Here is an 18,695-nt window from a genome sequence, read left to right as displayed (position 1 = left end):
CGCCCGGGCCGGGGTCCGCGGGCGGGTCAGGCCGCGCGGAGGAGTCGCTCCGGGTCGAAGCGGTGGCCGAGGCCGATGACGTCCCACCCGTGCTCGCGCCACGCGGCGACGTCCAGGACGTTGCGCCCGTCGATCAGCAGGCGGGAGGCCACGCGTGCGCCCACGGCGTCCGGATCCATCTCGCGGAACTGGCGCCACTCGGTCAGCAGCAGGGTCAGCTCGGCGCCGTCCACGGCCGCCTCGAGCGAGTCCACGTAGTCGAGCCGCGGGAAGCGGGCGGCCGCGTTGGCGTTGCCCTCCGGGTCGTACACCCGGACGTCGGCGCCGGCCGTGTAGAGACGGTTGGCGACGTCGAGGGCGGGGGAGTCCCGGACGTCGTCGGAGTCCGGCTTGAACGTGACGCCCAGCACGGCGATCCGCGTGCCGTTGAGCACCTGCACGCTCGCCGGGGTGGGGGCGGGCCCGGAGGCCTCGGCCCGGCGGATGCGGCCGTCGCGAGCCGCGGAGAGCACCTGCACCGCCAGGTCCACCACGCGGTCGCGGCGGCGCAGGTTGATGTCATCCACCTCCGCCAGGAACCGCATGGTCCGGTCCAGGCCCAGCTCGGAGACGCGGGCCTGGAGCGCTCGGATGTCCTTGGGCAGGCAGCCGCCCCCGAAGCCCACGCCCGCGTTGAGGAACCGGCGTCCGATCCGGGCGTCGTGGCCGATCGCGTCCGCGAGGGTGCCGATGTCCCCGCCCACGTTCTCGGTGATCTCCGAGAACGCGTTGATGAACGAGATCTTCGTGGCCAGGAAGGCGTTGGCGGCCACCTTCACCAGCTCGGCCGTCTCGAGGTCCGTGCTGATCCACGGGGTGTCGGCCGCGAGCTGCCGCGCGTAGACGCGGCGCAGGATGCCCTCGGCGCGGGGCCCGTGCGTGCCGATGACGAGGCGGTCCGGGGTGAGCGTGTCCCTCACGGCGAAGCCCTCCCGCAGGAACTCGGGGTTCCAGGCGAGCTCGACCTCGCCCGGCAGTCCGGCCTCCGTGCGCACGGTGCGCACGAGCTCGGCCAGGCGGCGCGCCGTGCCCACGGGCACGGTCGACTTGCCGACGATCAGCGCGTCGCGGTCGATCGCCGCGGCGAGGGAGGCGACGGCGGCGTCCACATAGCTCAGGTCCGCCGCGGTCTCGCCCACCTTCTGCGGGGTGCCGACGCCGATGAAGTGGACGTCCGCCCAGCGGGCCGCCTCCGCGACGTCGGTGGTGAAGCGCAGCCGCCCGGAGGCGACGTGGGTGCGCAGCAGCTCGGGCAGGCCGGGTTCGTGGAAGGGCACCTCGCCGCGGGCCAGACGCTCGATCTTGGCCGGGTCCACGTCCACGCCGAGCACCTCGAAGCCCAGCTCGGCCATGCAGGCGGCGTGCGTGGCGCCCAGATAGCCCGTGCCGATCACGGACAGCCGCGGCGCGGCCTCCTGCTCGGCGGGGGCGGCGGGCGCGGTCGTCTCGGTCACGGCGGACTCCTCGAGGGTGCGGGGGACGGCGGTCGGGGACCTGGCCGACGCTAGGCCCCGCGGGTGAACGCGGGAAGAACGGGGTGTCTCTGCGGCGCATCCCGTCGGTGGCGCGGGCGGGCCTCAGGCCTCGCCGGCGCGGATGAGCTCGGTGAGCCGCGTCGCGGCGGAGACGACGGCGTCCGCGTGCAGCCGGCCCGGCTGGCGGGAGAGCCGCTCGAGGGGGCCGGAGATCGAGACCGCCGCGATGACGCGGCCGCTGGGACCGCGCACCGGCGCCGACACCGAGGCGACCCCTGGCTCGCGCTCGGCCAGGGACTGGGCCCAGCCGCGGCGCCGCACCGCCGCGAGGACGGTGGGTGTGAACACGGCGCCGGCCAGCCCCTCGACGAGCCGCTCGTGGTCCTCCCAGGCCAGGAGCACCTGCGCGGCGGAGCCGGCCTTCATGGACATGCGGGCGCCCACGGGGATGGTGTCGCGCAGGCCCCAGGGCCGTTCCGCGCTGGCCACGCACACGCGGGAGTCCGCCTGCCGACGGAACACCTGGGCGCTCTCTCCCGTGGCGTCGCGCAGCCACAGCAGCACCGGGCCGGAGGCCGTGGTGAGCCGGTCCTCGCCGGCGGCGGAGGCGAGCTCGGCCAGGCGGGTGCCCAGCACGTAGCGGCCCTGCAGGTCCTTGCCCACCATGCGGTGGTGCGTGAGGGCGGCCGCGAGCCGGTGCAGCGTGGGCCGCGCGATCCCGGTGGCGGTGACGAGCTGGGCGAGCGTGGCCGGGCCGGACTCGAGCGCGTCGAGGATCGCCACCGACTTGTCCACCACGCCGACGCCGCTGGGATGCCGGTGGAGCGAGGGGCCGATGAGGTCGTCCTCGGTGGGCGGGCGCACGGGCTCGGTGGTCATGGGGTGATCGTAGTCGTCTCACTGCGCGGACGGCCGGGGATGTCGGCGCGCGACGTGCGCGACCGGGCCGGCCTCCGCCGCGTCCGGCATGTGAGACGACATCTCACGATGTGGAATATCGCGCCGCGTGGTCGAGAACAGCCCCGCCGCGCCCCACAGTGGTCCGTGAGCACCGGCGCCCCGCGCCGGGCGACGACTGACAGGTGCGTGAGCAGGAAGGTGCGGCACATGACGACGGCGACGACGCGGCCCAGGACGCTGGCCGAGAAGGTCTGGGACGAGCACGTGGTGGTGCGCGGCGAGGGCGAGGGCGCCTCCCGCACCCCCGACCTGCTCTACATCGACCTGCACCTCGTGCATGAGGTGACGAGCCCGCAGGCCTTCGAGGGGCTGCGTCTGGCCGGGCGTCCGGTGCGTCGGCCCGACCTGACCATCGCCACGGAGGACCACAACACCCCGACGCTGGACATCGACCAGCCGATCGCGGATCCCACCTCGCGCACGCAGATCGAGACCCTGCGGGCCAACTGCGCCGAGTTCGGTGTGCGCCTGCACCCGTTGGGCGACGCCGAGCAGGGCATCGTCCACGTCGTCGGCCCCCAGCTGGGCCTGACCCAGCCCGGCCTCACCGTGGTCTGCGGCGACTCCCACACCTCCACCCACGGCGCGTTCGGCGCCCTGGCGTTCGGCATCGGCACCTCCGAGGTCGAGCACGTCCTGGCCACCCAGACCCTGCCGCTGAAGCCCTTCAAGACCATGGCGGTCACCGTGGACGGCACGCTGCGCCCGGGTGTGACGGCCAAGGACATCATCCTCGCGGTCATCGCGAAGATCGGCACGGGCGGGGGCCAGGGCTTCGTGCTCGAGTACCGCGGTGAGGCCATCCAGAACCTCTCCATGGAGGGCCGGATGACCATCTGCAACATGTCCATCGAGGCCGGCGCCCGCGCCGGCATGGTCGCCCCGGACGAGACCACCTTCGCCTACCTGAAGGGACGGCCCCATGCCCCCGAGGGCGCCGACTGGGACGCCGCCGTCGAGCACTGGCGCACCCTCGCCACGGACGAGGGCGCGGAGTTCGACGCCGAGGTGGTCATCGACGCGGACACGCTGGAGCCGTTCGTCACGTGGGGCACCAACCCGGGGCAGGGCGTGAGCCTGAACGACACCGTCCCCGCGCCCGAGGACTTCGCCGACCCGGTGGCCCAGGAGGCGGCCCGCAAGGCGCTGTCCTACATGGACCTGGCCCCCGGCACCCCGATGAAGCAGGTCGAGGTCGACACCGTGTTCATGGGCTCGTGCACCAACTCCCGCATCGAGGACCTGCGGGCGTTCGCCGAGGTCGTCCGGGGCCGGCGCAAGGCCGAGGGGCTGCGCGTCATGGTCGTGCCGGGCTCGGCGCGCGTGCGCCTGCAGGCCATGGACGAGGGCCTGGACAGGGTGTTCGAGGACTTCGGGGCTGAGTGGCGCTTCGCCGGCTGCTCCATGTGCCTGGGCATGAACCCGGACCAGCTCTCCCCGGGGGAGCGCTGCGCGTCCACCTCCAACCGCAACTTCGAGGGCCGGCAGGGCAAGGGCGGGCGCACCCACCTGGTGTCCCCGGTGGTCGCCGCGGCCACCGCCGTGCTGGGCCGCCTCGCCAGCCCGTCCGACCTGCCCGCCCTCACCCCCCAGGAGGCCTGAGACATGGAGAAGTTCACCACCCACACCGGCGTCGGCGTGCCGCTGCGCGCCTCGAACGTGGACACGGACCAGATCATCCCGGCCGTGTACCTCAAGCGGATCTCCCGCACGGGCTTCGAGGACGCCCTGTTCGCCGGCTGGCGCCAGGACCCCGACTTCATCCTGAACACCGAGCCGTTCAGCGGGGGCACCGTGCTCGTGGCGGGCTCGGACTTCGGCACCGGCTCCTCGCGCGAACACGCCGTGTGGGCGCTCAAGGACTACGGCTTCCGCGCCGTGATCTCCCCGCGCTTCGCGGACATCTTCCGCGGCAACTCCGCCAAGCAGGGGCTCGTCGCGGCCCAGGTGGAGCAGGAGGACGTCGAGCGCATCTGGAAGGAGCTGGAGAACCGTCCCGGGACCACGGTCACCGTGGACCTCGTCACACGCACCGTCGAGTGCGGGGATGTGACCGCCCCCTTCCAGATCGACGACGACACCCGTCGCCGGCTGCTCGAGGGCCTGGACGACATCGCCGTCACCCTGGGGCACCAGGCCGAGATCGATGCCTATGAGGCGGACCGCCCCGCGTACAAGCCCACCACCCTGCCGGCCCGCACGGCCGGCTGACCGGCCGCCGCCGGGAGCGCACCATTGCCGCGCGTGCCCGGCGACGCCCTATGCTGGGAGGCGATTCCGGGACCGCCCGCCGCACACGGCGGGCGGTCCCGTTCAGAGACCTCCCCGCTCCGGCGGAGTGGCCGAGACCGTGGCCCTGCGGCCGCACTGAGGAAGGACGCGCATGGCGAAGCTCTTGACCATCCATGGCGGCAAGCCGCTGACCGGTGAGGTGACCGTGCGCGGCGCCAAGAACCTGGTGCCCAAGGCCATGGTGGCCGCCCTGCTCGGCAACTCGCCGTCCGTGCTCCGGAACATCCCCGAGATCAAGGACGTGGACGTCGTCAGCTCCCTCCTCGAGATCCACGGCGTGTCCGTGGAGTGGGACAAGGAGACCGGGCGGATCACGATGGACCCGGCCGGGGTGAAGTCGGCCCTGACCGCCGAGATCGACGCCCACGCCGGCGACTCGCGCATCCCGATCCTCTTCTGCGGCCCGCTCATGCACGCGATCGGCGAGGCCTTCATCCCCGACCTCGGCGGCTGCAAGATCGGCGACCGCCCGATCGACTACCACCTGGCCGTGCTGCGCAACTTCGGCGCCGTCGTGGACAAGCGCCCGGGCGGCATCTCCATCTCCGCCCCCAAGGGCCTGCACGGCGCCAAGCTCGAGCTGCCGTACCCCTCCGTCGGAGCCACCGAGCAGGTGCTGCTGACCGCCGTGAAGGCCGAGGGCATCACCGAGCTCAAGGGCGCCGCCGTCGAGCCGGAGATCCACGACCTCATCGCCGTCCTGCAGAAGATGGGCGCGATCATCACCGTGCAGACGGACCGCACCATCCGCATCGAGGGCGTGAGCGAGATGCGCGGCTACAACCACATCGCGCTGCCCGACCGCAACGAGTCCGCCTCGTGGGCCTCCGCCGCCCTGGCCACCCGGGGGGACATCTACGTCCGCGGCGCCGAGCAGCGCGACCTGACGGCGTTCCTGAACACCTACCGCAAGATCGGCGGCGAGTTCGACGTCGTCGACGACGGCATCCGGTTCTGGCACGCCGGCGGCGATCTCAACCCGCTCGTGCTCGAGACGGACGTGCACCCCGGCTTCATGACCGACTGGCAGCAGCCCCTCGTGGTGGCGCTGACCCAGGCCAAGGGGGTCTCCATCGTGCACGAGACCGTGTACGAGAACCGCTTCGGCTTCACCGACGCCCTCGTGCGGATGGGCGCCTCCATCCAGCTGCACCGCGAGTGCCTCGGCTCCGTGCCGTGCCGCTTCGGTCAGCGCAACTTCCTGCACTCGGCCGTGATCTCCGGCCCGAAGCCGCTGCATGGCGTCGAGTTCGACATCCCGGACCTGCGCGGCGGCTTCTCCCACCTGATCGCCGCCCTCACCGCCGAGGGCACCTCCACGGCGACGGGCCTGGAGATCATCAACCGCGGCTACGAGCACTTCATGGCGAAGCTCGAGGGCCTCGGCGCCGACGTCGAGCTGACCGAACGCGACCGGTGAGCGGCGTGGACGCGCAGAGCCCTGGCGCCGCGGGGGGTCGTCCGACGCGTGCCGCGCGGGCCCCCTACGTGATCCCGGGCGTGATCGTGCGACCGGCGATGCGGGCCCTCGTCCGCCAGGTGTGGGAGGGGACCGAGCACCTGCCCGAGACCGGGGCGATCCTCGCCGTCAACCACATCTCGGAGGTGGACCCGCTCTCCGTGGCCCACATGGTCTACAACCAGGGCCTGCTGCCGACCTTCCTCGCCAAGGCCGAGCTCTGGAAGGTGCCCGTGCTCAAGCAGGTCCTCGAGGCCACCCGCATGATCCCGGTCGAGCGCACCCGCGACGGCGGCCGCTCGCTCGCCGCCGCCCGCGAGGCCGTCGCCACGGGCCGGGCGATCATCGTCTACCCGGAGGGCACCGTCACCCGCGATCCCGACGGCTGGCCCATGGCCGGGCGCAACGGGGCCGTGCGCCTCGCCCTGCAGACCGGCGCCCCGCTCATCCCCGTCGGCCAGTGGGGCATCCAGGAGCTGCTGCCGTACGGCGGCCGCTCCCTCCGCGTCCTCCCGCGCAAGACCGCCCGGATCCGGGTCGGCGCGCCCGTCGACCTCGCGGACCTGCGGGACCGCCCCGTGACGGCGGCGACCCTGCGCGAGGGCACCGGCCGCATGATGGCCGCGATCACCGACCTGGTCGCCGAGCTGCGCGGAGAACCGGCCCCGGAGGGCCGCTGGGATCCCACGACCGGAGCGCGGGTGACCGGGGCATGAGCGATCCGCGCACCGTCGCCGTCCTCGGGGCCGGCAGCTGGGGGTCGGCCTTCGCCCGCGTCCTGGGCCTGAGCACCAGCCCCGAGCCCGCCCGCGCGTCCGAGATCGTGATGTGGTCCCGGCGGGCCGAGGTCGCCGAGGCCATCACCGAGCGACACGAGAACCCCGAGTACCTGCCCGGCATCACCCTGCCCACCTGCGTGCGCGCCGTCACCGACGCCGCCGAGGCGGTCCGGGGCGCCGGCGTCGTGGTGGTGGCCGTGCCCGCGCAGCACGTGCGCGAGACGCTGCGCACCGTGTGCGCCGACCTGGCCCCGGACGCCGTCGTGGTCTCCCTCGTCAAGGGCCTCGAGCGCGGCACCGACGCGCGGATGTCGCAGGTCTGCGCGGAGGAGCTGGGCCTCAGCCCGGACCGGTTCGCGGTGGTCTCCGGACCCAACCTCGCCCTCGAGATCGCGCGCGGCGAGCCCACCGCCACGGTGGTCGCCTCGGCCTCGCGCGCGACGGCGGAGCGCATCGCCGCCCTCACGGCCGGCCGGACCTTCCGGCCCTACACGAACACGGACGTCGTGGGCGTGGAGATCGGCGGCGTGGTGAAGAACGTCATCGCGCTCGCCGTGGGCATCTGCGACGGGCAGGGACTGGGGGACAACTCCAAGGCCTCCGTCATCACCCGGGGCCTGGCCGAGACCACCCGGCTGGCCGTCGCGCTCGGCGGCGACCCGGCCACCATGGCCGGGCTCGCCGGCCTGGGCGACCTCGTGGCCACGTGCGCCTCGCCTCTCTCCCGCAACCGCACGGCCGGCCGCCACATCGGCACCGGACTCAGCGCGGAGGAGGCGGTGGCCGCCATGAGCCAGACGGCCGAGGGCATCAAGTCCGTCTCCGCCATCGTGCACGCCGCCCGCGCCCACGGTGTGGAGATGCCCATCAGCGAGCTGATGGACCGGGTGGTCGCCGGGGACGTGGCCGTGGACCGCCTCGCCGAGCTGCTGCTCGCCCGTGACCTGAAGTCGGAAGGACGCACCGCATGACCGCCACCCCCGCCCCGGAGGCCGCCGCCGACGCGCGTCCCCGCGTGCTCCTGCTCTTCGGCGGCCGCTCGAGCGAGCACCCCATCAGCTGCGTGACCGCGGCGGGCGTGCTGCACGCGGCCGACCGTCAGCGCTGGGACGTCGTGCCGGTGGGTGTGGCCCGCTCCGGCCTGTGGTCGCACGACGAGCTGGACGTGGCCTCGTTCCGCCTGGACGGCGACGCCCTGCCGGAGGTGCCGGAGCCCGAGGCCCCGGTGAGCCTGCGCGCCCTGCCGGACGGCACCGTCGAGCTGACCGCGGCCGACGGCTCCTCGCTGGGCCCGGTGGACGTCGTGTTCCCGCTGCTGCACGGCCCCTGGGGCGAGGACGGCACCCTCCAGGGCATGTTCGAGTCGCTGGGTCTGCCCTATGTGGGCTGCGGCGTGCTCGCCTCCGCGGTCGGCATGGACAAGCACTTCATGAAGGTCGCCTTCCAGGCCGCCGGCCTCGAGGTCGGCCCGTGGGAGACCATCACCGCCCGCGACTGGGCGCGCGATCCGGAGGCGGCCCTCGCCCGCGCCGGGGCGCTCGCCTACCCGCTGTTCGTCAAGCCCGCCCGCGCCGGCTCCTCCTTCGGCATCACCCGCGTCACCGAGCCCGCGGGTCTGCGCGCCGCCGTCGAGGAGGCCCGGCGCTTCGACCCCAAGGTCGTGGTGGAGGCGGGCATCGTCGGCCGCGAGATCGAGTGCGCCGTCCTCGACGGGCACGGCTCCGCCGCCCCGCGCGCCTCGCTGCCGGGGGAGATCGTCGTGGCCCACGACGAGGGCGAGACGCAGTTCTACGACTTCGAGTCGAAGTACCAGGACACCGGCACCACCCAGCTGTCCTGCCCGGCCGAGCTGCCGGAGGAGGAGATCGAGCGGCTGCGCGCCCTGGCGATCCGCGCCTTCGAGGCCGTGGACGGATCCGGCCTGGGCCGCTGCGACTTCTTCTTCACCCCGGACGGGCGCTGGGTGGTCAACGAGATCAACACCATGCCGGGCTTCACGCCCATCAGCATGTACCCGGCCATGTGGGAGCGGACGGGCCTGTCCTACGACGATCTGATCTCGGAGCTGCTGGACCTCGCCCTCGAGCGGGGCGTCGGCCTGCACTGACGCGGCCCGCGCCGGTCTCAGCCGACGGGTGTGGCGTCCTGCACGCTGACGCAGCCGCCGCTGGACTCGATCTGCGCGACCGCCGAGGACAGGCCCACCATCACGGTGTCCGAGCTGGCCTGGTCCTTGCCGAACAGCACCTCCACGGCCGGGTCGCGGCCGTAGGTGGTGATCCGCCAGTTCTCGTCCTCGTCCCGGATGACCCAGTCGATCCCGTCCACGGAGATGCAGCGGTCCGTGGTGGGGCCGGGGACCTCGGCGCCGCAGCGCAGGACGACGGCGGCCGGGTCGCCCCACACGGCCGTCGCCTGGCTGTCGGTGGGGCGCAGGTCGAGGTCGCCCAGGGCGTCGGGCATGGCCACCATGGCCGGGGCACACGCCGGGTCAGCGGCGTGGGGCGCGGCCTCCACCGTGGCCACCCGTCCGGTGCAGGCCGTGGCGCCGAGGGCGATCGCGGTCAGGAGGGGCACGAGACGACGCAGACGGCGGGATTCCATCCGCCCAGGATACGTGCGGCGCCGGGACCCGCGGGGGCCCGTGCCCTAGCATGGGCGGGACCGTTCCCGTCCCCGCCTCAGGAGCCCACGTGAGCAGCACCGCGGACCCCCGCCCCCGCCCCCCGCAGGAGGACGTCGCCGTCGGGCGGCGCCGTCGTCGTCGCCGCCCGTGGCTGATCGCCCTGGCGGTGGTGCTCGTGGCGCTGCTGGCCGTGGGCATCGCGGCGGCGGTGTACGTCGGCGGGATCGCCCGGATCATCGACCAGGACACCCAGCGCTTCGACGGCGGCGCGTTCCCCGCCGAGTCGGGCCGCCCGGGCGCCGCGGGGGCGTCCGCCCAGCAGCCCACCGCGCCGCCGCCCGGCATGGACGCGGACCAGGCCGCCGAAGGCGCCCAGGGCCCCGTCGCCCCGGACGCGGACGAGAAGGCGGACGAGCAGGCCCTCGACGTGCTGCTCGTCGGCGAGGACGCGGGCGCGGAGGGCCGTGACTCCGCCGGCCGGTCGGACACCCTCATGTGGGTCCACGTGCCCGGGGACCGCAGCGAGATCCAGGTCATGTCCATCATGCGCGACATGTGGGTGCCGATCCCGGGACACGGGGACCACAAGGTCAACGCCGCCTACCAGTACGGCGGCATCCCGCTGACGGTGGCCACCGCGGAGAACATGTTCCAGGCACGCGTGGACCACGTGATCGCCGTGGACCTCGCCGGCTTCAAGGGCCTCGTGGACGCCCTGGGCGGCGTCAGCGTGGACAACCCCAGCGCCTTCGTCTCGACCGGCGGCATCGACTTCCCCGCGGGCACCGTGCAGATGGACGGGGACAAGGCCCTGGCCTACGCGCGGGAGCGGTACAACCTGCCGCGCAGCGACTTCGACCGTGTGGAGAACCAGCAGCGCCTGGTCAAGGCCATCGTGGCCGCGTTCCTCTCCCGCGACACCCTCTCGGACCCGAGCCGCGTGCAGGCCGCCGTCGAGGAGTTCGCCCCCTTCCTGACCCTCGACGACGAGCTCGACTCGAGCACCCTCGCGAACCTGGCGTGGTCCCTGCGCGACGCGCGCGACGCCCCGATCGTGACCAGCACGGTGCCGTCCGTGGGTGTGGGCTACACGGACACCGGCGAGGACGTCGTGTGGCCGGACTGGGCGGCGATCGCCCGCCTGGGCGAGGGCATCCGCACCGGCACCCTGGGGGAGGCCGTGGCGCCGTGAGCACGCCGCCCCGGCCGTCGCTGGTGCCGCACTGGCTCGCGCTCGCGGAGGAGCTCGTGGGCCGGGCCGCGCCGCGGCTCGACGCCCTGAACCTCTTCCCGGTCCCGGACGCGGACACGGGCACGAACATGCTGGCCACGCTGACGGCGGCCCGCACCGCGGCCGACGCCTGCCCCGCACAGGACGACGCCGGCGCCGTGCTCGCGCACGCGGGCGCGGCCGCGCTGGACTCCGCCCGGGGCAACTCGGGCATGCTGCTCGCGGTCAGCCTGGCGGGGATGGCCGAGCCCCTGCGCGGCCGGGCGCGCGTCGACGCGTTCGCCCTGGCGGCGGCGTTCGGAGCCGCCGACCGGGCCGCCCGGCAGGCCCTGTCGGATCCGCGCGAGGGGACGATCCTCACGGTGCTCTCCGCGGCCGCCCGCAGCCTCGCGCGCTCGTCCACCCAGGCCCCCGACACGCCCGCGGTGGCCGGGGACGCGGACCCGGCCGTGCGGCTGGGCCCGGCCGTGACCGTCATGCTGGCCGACTGCGTGCAGGCCGTGGAGGAGACCGAGTCGTTGCTCGCCCCGCTGACCCGGGCGCACGTCGTGGACGCCGGCGCCGTCGGGCTGCTCTGGGTGTTCGAGGCGCTGCGCGCCGTCGTCACGGGCACGCCCGTGGACGAGGAGCTGGCCACCGCCCTCCCCGGCTACGGCGAGGGCGTCCACGCCGCGGAGGGCGAGCCCGCTGCCGAGGCGGAGGCGTCGGCCGAGGGGGCCGTCGAGGTGATGGGCACCCTGACGCTCACCCCGCTCGCCGCGGCCGAGCTGCGCCGACGGCTGACCGACGTGGGGGACGCCGTGATCCTGGCCCCCCTCGGGACCGCCCGTGACGGGCAGGGCCGGGTCCCGTGGCGGGTCCACGTGCACGTGCCCCGCGCCGAGGACGCGATCGGCCCCCTGCGGGCTGCCGGCGACGTCGAGGGCCTGACCGTCACCGACCTGGCCGGGCCGTCGCACGGCGACGACGCCGCACCGGACGGGTGCCATGGCCGCTGAGGCCCCCGTCACCGACCTGCCCCTGTCCGAGGTGCTGGGCGGGAAGCTGCCCGCCCGCCTCGAGAAGGAGCTCGGGCTGACCACGGTCGGGGACCTGCTGGACCACGTGCCGCGCCGCTGGATCGAGCGCGGCGAGCTCACCCCCATCGCCGCGCTGCCGCACGACGCCGAGGTGACCGTCGTCGCCGTCGTGGAGTCGGTGACCACGCGGCGCATGCACAGCCGGCCCGGGTTCATCGTGGACGTCACCGTCGCGGACCCGTCCGTGGCCGGCGTGCCGGGGGCGAGCCTGTCCATGGCCTTCTTCAACGGCCACGACGCCCGCCGCCGCCTCGCCCCCGGGATGACCGCCATGTTCCAGGGCCGCACGACCGAGTACCGCGGCCGGATCACGCTGAACAACCCGGACTTCGCGCTCCTGGACGACGACGTCGCCCCGGGGGAGGTGGACGTGCGACCGGTCCCGCTCTACCGGGCCACGGGGAAGCTGCCGTCGTGGACGGTCCGCTCCGCCGTCGCCCGGGTGCTCGAGACCGTCGACCTGGGACGGATCCCCGAGCTGCTCACCGAGCGGATCCGCGCGGAGGCCGCTGCGGCGCTCGACCTGGACGTGCCGCTGCCTGGCACCGCCCAGGCGTACCGGGACCTGCACGCCCCGAACGACGTCGCCGCCACCGGCCCGGCGCGGACCGCTCTCGCCCTGCGTGAGGCGCTGCTCGTCCAGGCCGCGCTCGCCTGGCGCCGGAACCGGGAGCGGGCGGTGCCCGCCGTGCCCCGCCCGCCGCGGGCCGGGGGCCTGCTCGAGGCCCTGGACGCCCGCCTGCCGTTCGCGCTGACGCCCGGCCAGGTGGCGGTGGGGGAGCAGCTGTCCGCCGAGCTGGCCCGGGACGCCCCGATGAGCCGGCTGCTGCAGGGGGACGTGGGCGCGGGCAAGACGCTCGTGGCCCTGCGGGCGATGCTGCAGGTCGTGGACGCCGGCGGCCAGGCCGCCCTGGTGGCACCCACCGAGGTGCTCGCCGCGCAGCACCACCGTGCCCTGCTGCGCCTGATGGGCCCCCTCGCCGAGGCCGGCACCCTCGGGGCCGGCGACGGCCCGGCCACAAGGGTCGCGCTGGTCACCGGCTCGCTCAAGACCGCCGCGCGCCGCGAGGCGCTGCTGGCCCTGGCCTCCGGCGAGGCCGGGATCGCCGTCGGGACGCACGCGCTGCTCTCCGAGAAGGTGGGCTTCGCCGAGCTGGCCCTGGCCGTCGTCGACGAGCAGCACCGCTTCGGCGTGGACCAGCGCGAGGCCCTGCGGCGGGCCAACCCCGGCACGCACCTGCTCGTCATGTCCGCCACGCCCATCCCGCGCTCCGTGGCGATGACGGTGTTCGGCGACCTGGACCTCTCGGTGCTCGAGGGGCTGCCGTCCGGGCGTCAGCCGGTCACCACGCACGTGGCGCGGATGGCCCACGGCCCGCGCGTGATCGGCCGCGTGTGGGAGCTGATCGCCGAGCACGTGGCGGCCGGCCACCAGGCGTTCGTGGTGTGCCCGCGCATCGACCCCGACGACGCCGACCCGGGTCACGCCAACGTGGAGGAGATGACACCCCGGCTGCGGAGTCTCCCGGCGCTGGCGGGGCTGCGGATCGACGCCGTGCACGGGCGCATGGACCAGGCCGAGCAGGACGCGGCGATGCAGGCCTTCGCGCGCGGGGAGACGGACGTGCTCGTGGCGACCACCGTCGTGGAGGTGGGTGTGGACGTGCCCAACGCGACGGTCATGGCGATCCTCGACGCCGACGACTTCGGCCTGTCCACCCTGCACCAGCTGCGCGGCCGCGTGGGCCGCGGGCCCGGGGCGGCGGTCTGCCTGCTGGCCACGCGCCTGCCGGACGGGCACCCGTCGCTGCGCCGGCTCGAGGTCCTGGCCCAGGAGCAGGACGGCATGCGCATCGCGCAGGAGGACCTCGCGCAGCGCGGCGTCGGCGACGTGCTCGGCGCCGCCCAGTCCGGGCTGGCCTCGGGGCTGCGCCACGTGGACGTCATCGCCGACGCCCCGCTGATCGCCGTGGCCGCCGACGCCGTCACGCGCGTGATGGCGGCCGGCCCCGGGCTCTCCGCCCACCCGGCGCTCGCCGCCGAGGTGGCCCGCTGGGAGGCCGAGCACCTCACCGCCGCCGACTACCTCGAGAAGGGCTGAGCCATGTCCCGCATCATCGCCGGCGCGGCCGCCGGGCGGCCCCTGACCGCCGTCCCCGGCACCGGCACGCGCCCCACCACGGACCGCACCAAGGAGGCCCTGTTCTCGTGGCTCGAGGCCCGCGACTGGCTGGACGGGACGGCCGTGCTCGACCTCTACGCCGGCTCCGGCGCCCTGGGGTGCGAGGCCGCCAGCCGCGGAGCGGCATCGGTGCTGCTGGTCGAGCGGGACCGGAAGGCCGTGACCGCGTGCCGCGCGAACGCCGCGCTGGTCAACCGGGCGCGCGGGGCCGACGTCGTGCGCGTGCGCGCCGGGAGCGTGGAGCAGGCGCTCGCGGCGGAGGCCGCGCCCGTGGACCTGATCCTGGCCGACCCGCCGTACCCGGTGGCCGGCGCGCCGCTCGAGGCCGTGCTGGAGGCGGCGGCCGGGCGGCTTGCCCCGGGCGGGCTGTTCGTGCTGGAGCGGGCGGCCCGGGACGCGGCGCCGCGCCGGCCGCGCGGCCTCGAGGAGGTCGAGGTGCGCGTCTACGGCGAGACCGCCCTGTACCTCTGGCAGGACGAGCGCTGACCCCACCCACCCGTTTTCGTTCGGGAAACGGCGGCGTCTCGGCCCGTTTTCGTTCGGGAAACGGCGGCGTCTCGTCCCGTTCTCATTGGGGCGACGAGAGGGCGGAACGGACTGTGCTCAGCACCGAACCGCGAGCACGGCGGCCGCCGTTTCCCGAACGCAAGTGCTCCGGGGACCGCCGTTTCCCGAACGAAAATGCTCTGGGGACCGCCGTTTCGTCAACGAAAGCGTCGGGGGTCAGGCCGCGCGCAGCCGCGGGGCCGCCTCGGCCAGGCGGCGCATCGCCTCGTCGATCGCATCGGGAGACTTGCAGAACGCCAGCCGCAGCCACGACCGCAGGTGGCCTCCGTCCGGGCGGCAGAGCGCGCCCACGGGGATGCCCGTGACGCCGGCCTCACGCGTCCACCGCACCGCGGCCTCGGCCGCGTCCGTCACACCCCACGGGGCCAGGTCCACGACGACGAAGTAGCCCGCCGCCGGGACGACCGGGTCCAGGCCCGCCTCCCGCAGGCCCGCCACGAGCCGATCCCGGGCGTCGCGGTACCGCTCGCGCTGGCCGGCGAGGTGTCGCTCGGCGTCGTCGGTGGGCAGGTAGGCGCCCAGCGCGCGCTGGAAGGCGGGGCCGGAGGAGTAGGTGAGGAACTGCTTGACGGCGCGCGCGGCCCCGACGAGCTCGGCCGGGCCGGTCAGCCAGCCGACCTTCCAGCCGGTGACCGCGAACGCCTTGCCCGCGCTGGAGACCGTCAGGGCGATGTCCTCGGCGCCCGCGACCGAGCGCAGGCTGACGTGCTCGCCCTCGTAGACGAGGTGGTCGTAGACCTCATCCGAGAGGATCAGCACGCCCCGGGACCGGCACAGGGCCACGAGCTCCTCGAGCAGCTCCCGCGGATAGACCGCGCCCGTGGGGTTGTGCGGCGTGTTCACGATGAGCAGGCGCGTGCGGTCGGTGATCGCGTCCGCCACCCGCGCCGGGTCCGGCAGGAAGTCCGGCGCCTCCACCGGCACGCTCACGTGCCGGCCGCCGGCCAGGGCGATCGTGGCGGCGTGCGAGTCGTAGAACGGCTCGACCGTGATGACCTCGTCGCCCGGGCGCACGAACGCCAGGACCGTCGAGGCGATGCCCTCGGTGGCACCCGTGGTGATCATGGCCTGCGTGGCGGGGTCCTCCGTCACGCCCCAGTGGCGCCGGCGGTGCTCCGCGACGGCCTGCCGCAGCACGGGGTCGCCCGTGCCGGGGGCGTACTGGTTGGGGCCCGCCAGCACGGCGTCGGCCGCCAGGCGCAGCAGCGCGTCGGGGCCGTCGGCGTCGGGGAAGCCCTGGCCGAGGTTCACGGCCCCGTGCTCGACGGCGAGGCCCGTCATCGTCTCGAACACGGTGGGCACGGGGCCGGTGTCGCCGAGCAGGCCCGCGGCCGCCGCCGTGCGACGCCACGGCGCGTCCACGTCGACGTCGTGCCGTGCCGATCCGGGGGTGGGCTGGGTTCCGTCCATGGCCGCACTGTACCCATCGTCGCGGACCGCACACGGCGGCGCATGCCGCGTCCGTCACGACCGTGACGCGCCGGAGCCGGACCGGACGGGCGTCCGTCGCCGCTCGGCGCGGCCCCCGCTAGGCTGGCACCCATGCGTCGTGCCGTCTGCCCTGGTTCGTTCGATCCCCTCCACATGGGGCACGTCGAGGTGATCGCGCGAGCCGCGAACCTCTTCGAGGAGGTGGTGGTCGCCGTGTCCGCCAACCCGGCCAAGACGTACCGCTTCAGCGTGGACGAGCGCATCGCCATGATCGAGGCGACGGTGTCCTCCCTCGCCGGTGTCGCGGTCCGGCCCATGGGCCCGGGCCTGCTGGCCGAGTTCTGTCGGCAGATCGGCGCGGACGCGATCGTCAAGGGGCTGCGCGGCGGCGCCGACCTCGAGTTCGAGGCCCCGATGGCCGCGATGAACCGCCACCTCACCGGGGTCGAGACGGTCTACCTCCCGGCCGACGCCCGGTACACCCACGTGTCCTCCTCGCTCATCAAGGAGGTCCATGGACTCGGCGGCGACGTCGCCGAGTTCGTCCCGGCCGCGGTCCTGCGCGGCCTCGACGGCGGGGCCTGACCCCACCCGGCCCGCCCGCGGGCCACCCCTCCGCTCGTCCCACCGCATCAACCGCAGGAGAACCGCCGATGACCGTCCCGCCCCCCTCCCGCCCCCGCACCCGCAAGGCCGTCATCCCGGCCGCCGGCCTGGGCACCCGCTTCCTGCCGGCCACCAAGGCCATGCCGAAGGAGATGCTGCCGGTGGTGGACCGGCCGGCCATCGAGTACGTGGTGACGGAGGCCCGGCGTGCGGGCCTGGCGGACGTGCTGATGATCACGGGCCGGAACAAGCGGGCCCTCGAGGACCACTTCGACCGCCATCCCGCGCTGGAGGCCGCGCTGGAGCACAAGGGCGACGCCAAGCGGCTCGCGCAGATCCACGAGTCGGACCTGGTGGGGGACATCCACTACGTCCGTCAGGGCGAGGCCCTCGGGCTCGGCCACGCGGTGAACTGCGCACGCCGCCACGTCGGCGAGGAGCCGTTCGCGGTCCTGCTGGGCGATGACATCATCGGCGACGGCGAGGCGCTGCTCGAGCGCATGATCGACGTGCAGCAGCGCCTCGGCGGCTCTGTGATCGCCCTCATGGAGGTGCCGGAGGAGGCCGTCTCGGCCTACGGCGTGGCCGCGGTGCAGGCCGTGCCGGGGGAACGCGACGACGTCGTCCGCGTCACCGACCTCGTGGAGAAGCCGGCCCGCGAGGACGCCCCCTCCACCCTCGCGATCATCGGCCGCTACGTGCTGGTCCCGCAGGTGTTCGACGTGCTGGACGAGACCCCGCCCGGCCGCGGCGGGGAGATCCAGCTCACCGACGCGCTGCAGAGGCTGGCCACGGAGGACGGCGAAGGCCGCGGCGTGCACGCCGTCGTCTTCGACGGCCGCCGCTACGACACGGGGGACAAGCTCGGCTACCTGCAGGCGGTCATCGAGTTCGGGACGCGGCATGAGGACCTCGGGGCCGACCTGCGGGTCTGGCTCCGGGAGTTCACCGCCGGGCTCTGAGCCGGGCCGGCGACGCGCGGACCGCCGCCGGCTTTGGCCGAGGCGGACCCACCCGGTAGGATGGGCTGTCGGTCCGTCGTGGCTGGACCCGTGTCCAGGCCGCATCGCACCCCCGCAGAGGGCGTGCGGACGGGCCGTGTACCCCCGCCGTCCCACCCGCCGAGAGGAGCGACCATGGACAGCATCCAGCACCACGGCGCCGACTCGCCGTGGGTGATCCCCGTGCGCGATCTGACGCGCGGGGCCGGAGTCCAGCGCGAGCTGACGGCCGAGTGGCCCGCCCCTGCGGGCGTCTCCACGCCGCTGTTGGGGATCCCCGAGGGGGACCCCGTCGAACTGGACCTGCGTCTGGAGTCGGTGCACGAGGGCGTCCTCGTCACCGGCACCGCGGACGCGACCCTGAAGGGCGAGTGCGGCCGTTGCCTGCGCCCGCTGCACGAGGGGATCACCGTGGACCTGCAGGAGCTGTACCTCACCGGCACGTCCGAGGACGACGCCGGCGAGCAGCCGCTCGTGGTGCGCGAGACCGTGGACCTGGAACCCGTGTTCCGGGACGCCGTGGTCATCGCCCTCCCGTTCCAGCCGCTGTGCCGGCCGGACTGCGAGGGCCTGTGCGCCGACTGCGGCATCCGCCTCGAGGACGCGCCCGAGGGGCACGCCCACGAGCGCGTGGACCCGCGCTGGGCCGCCCTGGCCCACCTCGCGGGCACCTCAGAGACCTCCATCACCGAGACAGAAGAGAGATAGTCGTGGCAGTCCCGAAGCGGAAGATGTCCCGTGCCAACACCCGTGCCCGCCGGTCGCAGTGGAAGGCCACCGCGCCCGCCCTGGTGAAGTCCGTCGAGAACGGTCGCGTCTCGTACCGCCTGCCCCATCAGGCCGAGCTGAAGACCGACGCCGCCGGCACCCCCCTGTTCTTCGAGTACAAGGGCCGCAAGGTCGCCGACGCCTGAGATGGCGTCTCCATCGGCTCGCCGCAGGCCTGAGCCCGCGCCCGAGCCAGAAGA

The 18,695-nt window shown here is 74.5% G+C and carries 18 protein-coding genes; 14 read left to right on the top strand and 4 right to left on the bottom strand.

From position 1 onward, the window contains the following. Positions 1–26: 26 nt before the first annotated feature. Positions 27–1,493 carry a UDP-glucose/GDP-mannose dehydrogenase family protein gene (locus DE149_RS02265; RefSeq protein WP_113913888.1) on the bottom strand — a complete coding sequence of 489 codons (1,467 nt, stop codon included), beginning with the start codon at positions 1,491–1,493 and terminating at the stop codon, positions 27–29. 123 nt (positions 1,494–1,616) lie between these two features. Then, positions 1,617–2,393, bottom strand: a complete 777-nt coding sequence (locus tag DE149_RS02260; RefSeq protein ID WP_002856418.1) for an IclR family transcriptional regulator — start codon at positions 2,391–2,393, stop codon at positions 1,617–1,619. A gap of 228 nt (positions 2,394–2,621) precedes the next feature. On the opposite strand from DE149_RS02260, the gene leuC reads away from it, so the two are divergent. The 6 genes from leuC to DE149_RS02230 all read left to right on the top strand — a co-directional run bounded on the left by leuC (position 2,622) and on the right by DE149_RS02230 (position 9,111). Further along, positions 2,622–4,076: a 3-isopropylmalate dehydratase large subunit gene (gene leuC / locus DE149_RS02255; RefSeq protein ID WP_113913887.1), complete on the top strand. Its 1,455-nt coding sequence runs from the start codon at positions 2,622–2,624 to the stop codon at positions 4,074–4,076. A gap of 3 nt (positions 4,077–4,079) precedes the next feature. Next, positions 4,080–4,685, top strand: a complete 606-nt coding sequence (gene leuD / locus DE149_RS02250; RefSeq protein WP_010078962.1) for a 3-isopropylmalate dehydratase small subunit — start codon at positions 4,080–4,082, stop codon at positions 4,683–4,685. 172 nt (positions 4,686–4,857) lie between these two features. Then, the gene (gene murA / locus DE149_RS02245) at positions 4,858–6,186 is read left to right on the top strand and encodes a UDP-N-acetylglucosamine 1-carboxyvinyltransferase (RefSeq protein WP_113913886.1); all 1,329 of its coding nucleotides are present in this window, start codon (positions 4,858–4,860) and stop codon (positions 6,184–6,186) included. 80 nt (positions 6,187–6,266) lie between these two features. After that, positions 6,267–6,941, top strand: a complete 675-nt coding sequence (locus tag DE149_RS02240; protein WP_036334718.1) for a 1-acyl-sn-glycerol-3-phosphate acyltransferase — start codon at positions 6,267–6,269, stop codon at positions 6,939–6,941. Then, positions 6,938–7,975 carry an NAD(P)H-dependent glycerol-3-phosphate dehydrogenase gene (locus DE149_RS02235; protein ID WP_113913885.1) on the top strand — a complete coding sequence of 346 codons (1,038 nt, stop codon included), beginning with the start codon at positions 6,938–6,940 and terminating at the stop codon, positions 7,973–7,975. The genes DE149_RS02240 and DE149_RS02235 overlap by 4 nt, the downstream gene beginning before the upstream one ends. Beyond that, positions 7,972–9,111, top strand: a complete 1,140-nt coding sequence (locus DE149_RS02230; RefSeq protein ID WP_073115650.1) for a D-alanine--D-alanine ligase family protein — start codon at positions 7,972–7,974, stop codon at positions 9,109–9,111. The genes DE149_RS02235 and DE149_RS02230 overlap by 4 nt, the downstream gene beginning before the upstream one ends. 17 nt (positions 9,112–9,128) lie before the next feature. Here the strand turns inward: DE149_RS02230 and DE149_RS02225 are convergent, their stop codons facing one another. Continuing rightward, the gene (locus tag DE149_RS02225) at positions 9,129–9,608 is read right to left on the bottom strand and encodes a DUF3515 family protein (protein WP_036312910.1); all 480 of its coding nucleotides are present in this window, start codon (positions 9,606–9,608) and stop codon (positions 9,129–9,131) included. 89 nt (positions 9,609–9,697) lie between these two features. On the opposite strand from DE149_RS02225, the gene DE149_RS02220 reads away from it, so the two are divergent. From DE149_RS02220 to rsmD, 4 genes are read left to right on the top strand one after another with little or no spacing between them, the layout of a single operon-like run. Then, positions 9,698–10,822: an LCP family protein gene (locus tag DE149_RS02220; RefSeq protein ID WP_036338094.1), complete on the top strand. Its 1,125-nt coding sequence runs from the start codon at positions 9,698–9,700 to the stop codon at positions 10,820–10,822. Then, positions 10,819–11,859 (top strand): DAK2 domain-containing protein, encoded by a 1,041-nt coding sequence (locus DE149_RS02215; RefSeq protein WP_113913884.1) that lies wholly within the window; start codon positions 10,819–10,821, stop codon positions 11,857–11,859. The genes DE149_RS02220 and DE149_RS02215 overlap by 4 nt, the downstream gene beginning before the upstream one ends. Continuing rightward, positions 11,849–14,041, top strand: coding sequence for an ATP-dependent DNA helicase RecG (locus DE149_RS02210; protein ID WP_113913883.1), 2,193 nt, complete (start codon positions 11,849–11,851; stop codon positions 14,039–14,041). The genes DE149_RS02215 and DE149_RS02210 overlap by 11 nt, the downstream gene beginning before the upstream one ends. 3 nt (positions 14,042–14,044) lie before the next feature. Then, on the top strand, positions 14,045–14,608 hold the full coding sequence (gene rsmD / locus DE149_RS02205; RefSeq protein WP_063190358.1) for a 16S rRNA (guanine(966)-N(2))-methyltransferase RsmD: 564 nt from the start codon (positions 14,045–14,047) through the stop codon (positions 14,606–14,608). A 237-nt stretch (positions 14,609–14,845) separates the two neighbouring features. Here rsmD and DE149_RS02200 read toward each other — a convergent pair whose 3' ends face one another. Beyond that, complete coding sequence (locus DE149_RS02200) at positions 14,846–16,099, bottom strand: aminotransferase class I/II-fold pyridoxal phosphate-dependent enzyme (RefSeq protein WP_113913882.1); 1,254 nt, start codon at positions 16,097–16,099, stop codon at positions 14,846–14,848. A 132-nt stretch (positions 16,100–16,231) separates the two neighbouring features. Here DE149_RS02200 and coaD point away from each other — a divergent pair, with 132 nt between their 5' ends. The 4 genes from coaD to rpmF all read left to right on the top strand — a co-directional run bounded on the left by coaD (position 16,232) and on the right by rpmF (position 18,641). Further along, positions 16,232–16,705: a pantetheine-phosphate adenylyltransferase gene (gene coaD, locus DE149_RS02195; protein ID WP_060974363.1), complete on the top strand. Its 474-nt coding sequence runs from the start codon at positions 16,232–16,234 to the stop codon at positions 16,703–16,705. A gap of 68 nt (positions 16,706–16,773) precedes the next feature. Further along, complete coding sequence (gene galU / locus DE149_RS02190) at positions 16,774–17,688, top strand: UTP--glucose-1-phosphate uridylyltransferase GalU (protein ID WP_113913881.1); 915 nt, start codon at positions 16,774–16,776, stop codon at positions 17,686–17,688. Between the two features lie 174 nt (positions 17,689–17,862). Continuing rightward, the gene (locus tag DE149_RS02185) at positions 17,863–18,435 is read left to right on the top strand and encodes a DUF177 domain-containing protein (RefSeq protein ID WP_002856392.1); all 573 of its coding nucleotides are present in this window, start codon (positions 17,863–17,865) and stop codon (positions 18,433–18,435) included. Between the two features lie 2 nt (positions 18,436–18,437). Continuing rightward, a complete protein-coding gene (gene rpmF / locus DE149_RS02180; RefSeq protein ID WP_002856390.1) occupies positions 18,438–18,641 on the top strand; it encodes a 50S ribosomal protein L32 in 204 nt (67 codons plus the stop codon). The last annotated feature ends 54 nt before the right edge of the window (positions 18,642–18,695 follow it).

Source organism: Micrococcus sp. KT16, from assembly GCF_003315015.1.
GTDB classification, from domain to species: domain Bacteria; phylum Actinomycetota; class Actinomycetes; order Actinomycetales; family Micrococcaceae; genus Micrococcus; species Micrococcus luteus.
This window is presented reverse-complemented; position numbering and strand designations above follow the sequence as displayed.

Bases quoted from the DNA above. Each gene is read 5' to 3' on its own strand.
- DE149_RS02260 (WP_002856418.1), bottom strand. From the start codon at position 2,393: ATGACCACCGAGCCCGTGCGCCCGCCCACCGAGGACGACCTCATCGGC.
- leuC (WP_113913887.1), top strand. From the start codon at position 2,622: ATGACGACGGCGACGACGCGGCCCAGGACGCTGGCCGAGAAGGTCTGG.
- leuD (WP_010078962.1), top strand. From the start codon at position 4,080: ATGGAGAAGTTCACCACCCACACCGGCGTCGGCGTGCCGCTGCGCGCC.
- murA (WP_113913886.1), top strand. From the start codon at position 4,858: ATGGCGAAGCTCTTGACCATCCATGGCGGCAAGCCGCTGACCGGTGAG.
- DE149_RS02235 (WP_113913885.1), top strand. From the start codon at position 6,938: ATGAGCGATCCGCGCACCGTCGCCGTCCTCGGGGCCGGCAGCTGGGGG.
- DE149_RS02230 (WP_073115650.1), top strand. From the start codon at position 7,972: ATGACCGCCACCCCCGCCCCGGAGGCCGCCGCCGACGCGCGTCCCCGC.
- DE149_RS02225 (WP_036312910.1), bottom strand. From the start codon at position 9,608: ATGGAATCCCGCCGTCTGCGTCGTCTCGTGCCCCTCCTGACCGCGATC.
- DE149_RS02210 (WP_113913883.1), top strand. From the start codon at position 11,849: ATGGCCGCTGAGGCCCCCGTCACCGACCTGCCCCTGTCCGAGGTGCTG.
- rsmD (WP_063190358.1), top strand. From the start codon at position 14,045: ATGTCCCGCATCATCGCCGGCGCGGCCGCCGGGCGGCCCCTGACCGCC.
- DE149_RS02200 (WP_113913882.1), bottom strand. From the start codon at position 16,099: ATGGACGGAACCCAGCCCACCCCCGGATCGGCACGGCACGACGTCGAC.
- coaD (WP_060974363.1), top strand. From the start codon at position 16,232: ATGCGTCGTGCCGTCTGCCCTGGTTCGTTCGATCCCCTCCACATGGGG.
- galU (WP_113913881.1), top strand. From the start codon at position 16,774: ATGACCGTCCCGCCCCCCTCCCGCCCCCGCACCCGCAAGGCCGTCATC.
- DE149_RS02185 (WP_002856392.1), top strand. From the start codon at position 17,863: ATGGACAGCATCCAGCACCACGGCGCCGACTCGCCGTGGGTGATCCCC.